The organism is Microvirga sp. GN3 (genome assembly GCF_055792825.1).
The window spans coordinates 1-5,787 of record NZ_JBVVAK010000274.1; the positions used below are offsets into that span (position 1 = coordinate 1).

The 5,787-nt window shown below is 62.5% G+C and carries 5 protein-coding genes and 1 pseudogene; 3 read left to right on the top strand and 3 right to left on the bottom strand.

The features are described from left to right. The first annotated feature begins 220 nt into the window (after positions 1 to 220). A complete protein-coding gene (locus ACS5Q1_RS46070) occupies positions 221 to 1,132 on the top strand; it encodes a dihydrodipicolinate synthase family protein (RefSeq protein ID WP_473104486.1) in 912 nt (303 codons plus the stop codon). Between the two features lie 23 nt (positions 1,133 to 1,155). Next, positions 1,156 to 1,935, top strand: a complete 780-nt coding sequence (locus ACS5Q1_RS46075; RefSeq protein WP_473104487.1) for an SDR family oxidoreductase — start codon at positions 1,156 to 1,158, stop codon at positions 1,933 to 1,935. A 48-nt stretch (positions 1,936 to 1,983) separates the two neighbouring features. Here ACS5Q1_RS46075 and chrA read toward each other — a convergent pair whose 3' ends face one another. The 3 genes from chrA to ACS5Q1_RS46090 all read right to left on the bottom strand — a co-directional run bounded on the left by chrA (position 1,984) and on the right by ACS5Q1_RS46090 (position 5,120). Next, complete coding sequence (gene chrA / locus ACS5Q1_RS46080; RefSeq protein WP_473104490.1) at positions 1,984 to 3,336, bottom strand: chromate efflux transporter; 1,353 nt, start codon at positions 3,334 to 3,336, stop codon at positions 1,984 to 1,986. Between the two features lie 46 nt (positions 3,337 to 3,382). Beyond that, positions 3,383 to 4,207 carry a chromate resistance protein ChrB domain-containing protein gene (locus tag ACS5Q1_RS46085; protein WP_473104488.1) on the bottom strand — a complete coding sequence of 275 codons (825 nt, stop codon included), beginning with the start codon at positions 4,205 to 4,207 and terminating at the stop codon, positions 3,383 to 3,385. Positions 4,208 to 4,331: 124 nt separating this feature from the next. Next, a complete protein-coding gene (locus ACS5Q1_RS46090; protein ID WP_473104489.1) occupies positions 4,332 to 5,120 on the bottom strand; it encodes an LOG family protein in 789 nt (262 codons plus the stop codon). Between the two features lie 300 nt (positions 5,121 to 5,420). Here ACS5Q1_RS46090 and ACS5Q1_RS46095 point away from each other — a divergent pair. Beyond that, positions 5,421 to 5,787, top strand: a pseudogene (locus tag ACS5Q1_RS46095) (fumarylacetoacetate hydrolase); the annotation flags it as partial.

Genomic DNA, 5,787 nt, shown 5'->3' on the forward strand with positions numbered 1-5,787 from the left:
AACTCCTGCCAACGCGTTCCCCATATTCCAGACCTCATCGCGATGAAACAGACGCAACGAGCGCCCGCGATCGCAGTCCAGAACGGCAAACATCAACATGTCTCATGAATAGGGTGGGCTAAAGATGTATCGCCGGCCGCAGCTAAGGTAGTGCGCCGGGCGGAAAGCGGGTGTATGAGGGACGCGATCTCTCTTACCCCGCTTCGTCCAGGAGGAAGCCTTGCTCACGAGTTCTGCCGCCGGCGTCTATGTCATCTGCCCCACGCCCTTCGAGAGCGATGGGCGGGTGGACGTCGCCTCGACCGACCGTATGGTCGAGGCCTATCTGAAAGCCGGTGCCACCGGGTTGACGATTCTCGGCATCATGGGCGAGGCGCCCAAGCTGGCGGCGGATGAGGCGCTGGCCTTCGCCCGTCAGGTCATTGCCACGGTGGCGGGACGCGTCCCCGTCATCGTCGGCGTGTCGGCCGCAGGCTTCGCGGCCATGTCGGGCCTGTCGTCCAAGGTGATGGATGCAGGCGCCGCCGGCGTCATGATCGCGCCGCCCTCGACCCTGAAGACCGACGACCAGATCGTCTCCTATTACGCCGATGCGGTCGAAGCCATCGGCTCGGATGTGCCGTGGGTGATCCAGGATTATCCGCTCACGACCAATGTGGTCATGACGCCGAAGGTGACCATGCGGATCATCGAGCAGAGCCCCTCTTGCGTGATGCTGAAACACGAGGATTGGCCGGGCCTCGACAAGATCACCACGTTGCGCCGTGCCAGCGATGCCGGTCAGGTGCGTCGCGTGTCGATTCTCTGCGGCAACGGCGGCATGTTCCTGCCCTTCGAGATGGAACGCGGCGCCGACGGCGCCATGACCGGCTACGCCTATCCCGAAATGCTGGTCGGCGTGGTCGATCTCATCAACCAGGGCAAGCGGAAGGAGGCGCACGATCTCTTCGACCGTCACCTGCCGCTGGTGCGCTACGAGACGCAGCCCGGTGTCGGCCTCGCCGTGCGTAAATACGTGCTGAAGCGGCGCGGCATCATCGCATCCCATACGCTGCGCAAGCCTGGGCCGAAGCTGAGCCCGGAAACCATTGCCGAGATCGAATGGCTGATGGAGCGCATCGAGCGCCCGTAATGTAACAAGGGGAGTTTTCACGAATGGAAACAGGATTGAAAGGAAAGCGCGCGCTCGTTCTTGGCGCGAGCAAGGGCTTAGGGTTTGGCATCGCGCAAGGCTTGGCGGAGGAGGGCGCGCGTGTCGCCATTGCCAGCCGCACGATTGAAGGCTCGAAGGCCGCCGCCGACAGGATCGGCAAGGACGTCCTGCCGTTCATCTGCGATACCGGCAAGGTCGATCAGGTCGATGCTCTGGTGAAGGATGTGACGGCAGCGCTCGGTGGCGTCGACATTCTCGTGCTCAACAGCGGCGGCCCGCCGCCCGGCAAGGCGCAGGGCGTGTCGTCCGACCAGTGGCGCCAGTCGTTCGAGGCCATGTTCGTCAATCTCGTGCGGATTGCCGATCAGTTGCTGCCGGGCATGATCGAGCGCAAGTTCGGCCGCATCATTTCCGTGATCTCGTCCGGCGTGATTCAGCCGATCCCGAACCTCGCGATCTCGAATGCCATCCGGCCCGCGCTCGTGGGCTGGGGCAAGACGCTGGCAAGTGAAGTGGCATCCTCCGGTGTGACCGTGAACGCCATCGCGCCGGGCCGCATCGCCACCGATCGCCTGAAGCAGCTCGATGCTGCCAATGCGGAGCGCACCGGTCGTTCCGTGGAGGATGTGGCAACGGCCGCCCGCACCGGCATTCCGGCAGGCCGCTACGGCGAGATCGAAGAGTTTGCGGCGGCGGCCGTCTTCCTCGCCAGCGAGAAGGCCTCGTTCATGACAGGCGGGATTCTGCGCGTCGATGGCGGGCAGATTTCTTCGACGTCCTGAGGCAAGACAAAGGGGAGGTGAGACGCGATGTTGTCTCACCTCATCCGTTCAAGCGATTATCCCCGCCCAATGAAGAACGATTCCCGCCGCGGATGTTGCGGCAAGCGTCGACAGCATCCCGGCCTTGAACCGGAACATGGCGACGATGGCCGCGCCCGAGAGCAGGAGCGCCCATAGATTGACGCTGTCCCATACCGGTGTATCGAAACTGAACGGGCCCCATTCGACCGCCTGAACGTTGCCGAAGATCGTGTGGATGCCGAACCAGATCGCAAGGTTCAGGATCACGCCGACGACAGCTGCGGTGATGGCGGTGAGGGCTCCGCTCAAGGCCCGGTTGCCGCGTAAGGTCTCGATGTAGGGTGCGCCGAGAAAAATCCAGAGAAAACAGGGCGCAAAGGTCACCCATGTGGCGAGAAGGCCGCCGAGCGTTCCGGCCAGCAGCGGATTGAGCGTGCCGGCTTCCCGGAAGGCTGCCATGAAGCCCACGAATTGCAGCACCATGATCAGCGGGCCCGGCGTCGTCTCGGCCATGCCGAGGCCATCGAGCATCTCGCCGGGTTGCAGCCAGCCATAAGTCTCCACCGCCTGCTGCGCCACATAGGCCAGGACGGCATAGGCTCCGCCGAAGGTCACCATCGCCATCTTGGAGAAGAAGATCGCGATCTGACTGAAGACGTCGTCTCGACCGAGGATCATCAGGAGAGCCAGAACCGGCACGAGCCAGAGCGCGAGCCAGATTGCAGCGACTCGCATGCTGCGGCCCATGTTTGGAGAAGCATGGGCAGGAAGATGCTCACCCAGAAGGTTGTCATTGTCCTGCGCATCGTCGCCATGTCCGCCCGCCTGGAATTGCGGCAGGTCAGCGCGCCCACCGACAAAGCCGATGAGTCCGGCTGCGAGAACGATTAACGGGAACGGTGCATCGAAAAAGAAGATCGCCACGAAGGCTGTCGCGGCAATCCCGACGAGGATGCGATTCTTCAGCGCTCGCCTGCCGATCCGCACCACCGCTTCGAGCACGATGGCGAGCACGGCGGCCTTCAGGCCGAAGAAGAGCGCTGCAACGAAGCCGATCTTGCCATAGAGGGCATAGATCCAGCTCAGGCCCATGATGGCGACGATGCCGGGCAGGATGAACAGCCCGCCCGCCATGATGCCGCCGAGGGTGCGATGCATCAGCCAGCCCACATAGGTGGCGAGCTGCTGGGCCTCCGGGCCCGGCAGCAGCATGCAGTAGTTGAGCGCGTGGAGAAACCGGCTCTCGGAAATCCAGCGCTTCTCCTCGACCAGAATGCGATGCATCACGGCGATCTGCCCCGCAGGCCCACCGAAGCTGAGCGCTGCAATGCGCAGCCAGACACGAAAGGCCTCCGCGAGAGAGACGCCGTGGTGGGGCATGGCCTGAGCAAGGCCCCGGTCTGAGTTCTGCAGGGTCTCGCTCACGTCAGGTTCCCGGCTTCTTCGAAGGCCAATTGTGCGTTTCATCTGTCGCATCGCGGCACCAGCGATAGAAGGCATCGTAGAGCACAAGCCCGGCCTCGAGCTGCGCGAGGTCGTCCGCGTACATGCGTGACAGTCCCAGCGAGGCAGCAAGCAGGCCGGGCACTTCCGGCGCCAGGTCGGGCCGTGCGGTATCGGCTCCCCTGACGATGGTGGCGAGATGCTTCAGGGGCTCGGTGGAAAGCCCAAACTCCTCGACCATGACATCGAAAGTGCACAGCTCGCCGCGATGACTCCAGAAGACATCATCGCCCTCGATGTCGAAAGGCGTGGCTGAAAAGCGTTCCGCCACACCCTGGACCTCCGAGGTCGGGACGAACAGGAAAACGGCATCGGGATCGACGAAGCGGCGGATCAGCCAGGGGCAGGCGATCCGGTCGATCTTGGGCCGCGAGCGCGTGACCCAGATCGTCCGTCCCTGTGGGTCACGCGGTGGAATCCGCTCGGTTGGGACCATGGGCAAACCGGCTTGCGCCCAGGACAATGTTCCGCCCTCAAGAGTGTCGGCCGACAAGCCGGCGTGGCGCAGCCAGGCGGCTACCCCATGGCTGAGCTTCAAGCCTTTCTGACAGATCACGACAACGGAATGACCATCAAGGTCTTGCGCCCATTCCGCAACGGTTTCGAATGATCGGCGCCTGGACCCGGGGATCAGGCGGGGATCGCTTACAAAGTCCTCATCGGTGCGCACATCGATGAGAAGAGGACATTTGGGCGTGCCGATCAGGCGCGCGAGCTTTTCAGGGGAGATGGTGTTAAATGACGACATGATTGCATCCGTAAAGGTTCAGAGCGGATGCGATGCTTGGGCATGTCGCCTCGTGGGGAGATCGCGATCCCCATGAGGGAAATCAAAATTCAACCCTTCGGCTTTGTCAAATCAAATCGGAGGGTCAGAAGTCCGGCTCGGAATCGCGTTCCAGGGTCTGCACCACGAGACCGTTCTCGATGAGCGCGGTCCACACATCCTCGGCCGTGTCGGCAAAGTTGGAGAGCGTGCGGTCGTGTTCGCTCACCATGCCATGGTCGAGCAGGGCGTCGAATTTGATGACCGATTGCCAATAAGCCTTGTCGAAGAGGACGATCGGCAGAGGAGGTGCTTTGCCGGTCTGGCGCAGGGTCAGGATCTCGAACAACTCATCCAGGGTGCCGAACCCGCCGGGGAATACGACGAGTGCATTGGCCCGCATCGCCAGATGCATCTTGCGCATGGCGAAGTAGTGGAAGCGGAAGGTCAGGTCCGGAGTCGAATAGGCATTGGGTTCCTGCTCGTGCGGCAGGGTGATATTGAAGCCGATGGACGGTGCGCCGACATCGAAGGCGCCTCTGTTGGCCGCCTCCATGATGCCGGGACCACCACCGGTCGCAATCACGTTGTCCCGGGTTCCGCTGGTGATGGTCATCGCACCGCCGCGCTCTGAGGCAATGGCGCCAAACAGGCGGGCCTGCTCGTACCAGAAACGATGCTTTCCCGGTCCATCCTCCCGCACGTGGGCGCTGCCGAACACGACGATGGTGGAGCGCACGCCCCAGGTGCGCAGATACTCTTCGGCTTTGGCATATTCCAGCTGGAATCGGACCCCGCGCATGGAATCGCCCAGGAGGAAATCCTGATCCATCGCCGCCAGCCGATAGGAGGGAGAGGCGAGGCTTGCTGCGTTCGATGGCTTGCCGTCGTTCATAAGGAGCACTCCTTTAACTCGGCTGTGCACAAAGCACATTTTCAGGGCCGGGTTAACTCTCTGTCGGTCCGGTCGGATCCTTCGAAGGTCCATGACATGGACTTCCTGACCAGCTTCGAGGCAGCAAGCTTTGTAACTGCGCTTCGTTATGGAGAAAGAACCTGCTTTGTTCCGAGGTTTCCCCGGTGCATGGCCGTCGTGCTCATTTTCCCTATAGCCCCTTACGCCCCGCTCGCTATATCAAGGGCGCACACGGGAAGAGGGCGGAAACGGCCCTCAACAGAAAGCGAGCGCCAGCCGATGGACCACCTGTCTTCGACGAACATAGCCCGAATTCTGCCAGCCGACGGGTTCCAAGGGGCCCTTGTCGGACGCGTCTGGCGCCCCGGCATCGGGCCTTCCGTGGTCGCCATCAGGGAGGATGGTCTCTTCGATATTTCCTCGGCCTGTTCCACGGTGAGCGCTCTTGCCGCCATGGACGATCCGGCGCGTCTTGTGAGGGCAGCACAGGGCGAGCGAGTCGGATCTCTTGAGGAGATTGCGGGCAATACCGCGCCGGACAGCCGCGATTCATCGAAGCCCTGGCTTCTCGCCCCCATCGACCTTCAGGTCATCAAGGCGGCCGGCGTCACCTTTGCCGTCTCCATGCTGGAGCGTGTGATCGAGG

What these genes read in the sequence shown, in the direction of transcription:
- ACS5Q1_RS46075 (WP_473104487.1), top strand. Translation starts at nt 1,156, where the DNA reads ATGGAAACAGGATTGAAAGGAAAGCGCGCGCTCGTTCTTGGCGCGAGC.
- chrA (WP_473104490.1), bottom strand. Translation starts at nt 3,336, where the DNA reads ATGCCCCACCACGGCGTCTCTCTCGCGGAGGCCTTTCGTGTCTGGCTG.
- ACS5Q1_RS46085 (WP_473104488.1), bottom strand. Translation starts at nt 4,207, where the DNA reads ATGTCGTCATTTAACACCATCTCCCCTGAAAAGCTCGCGCGCCTGATC.
- ACS5Q1_RS46090 (WP_473104489.1), bottom strand. Translation starts at nt 5,120, where the DNA reads ATGAACGACGGCAAGCCATCGAACGCAGCAAGCCTCGCCTCTCCCTCC.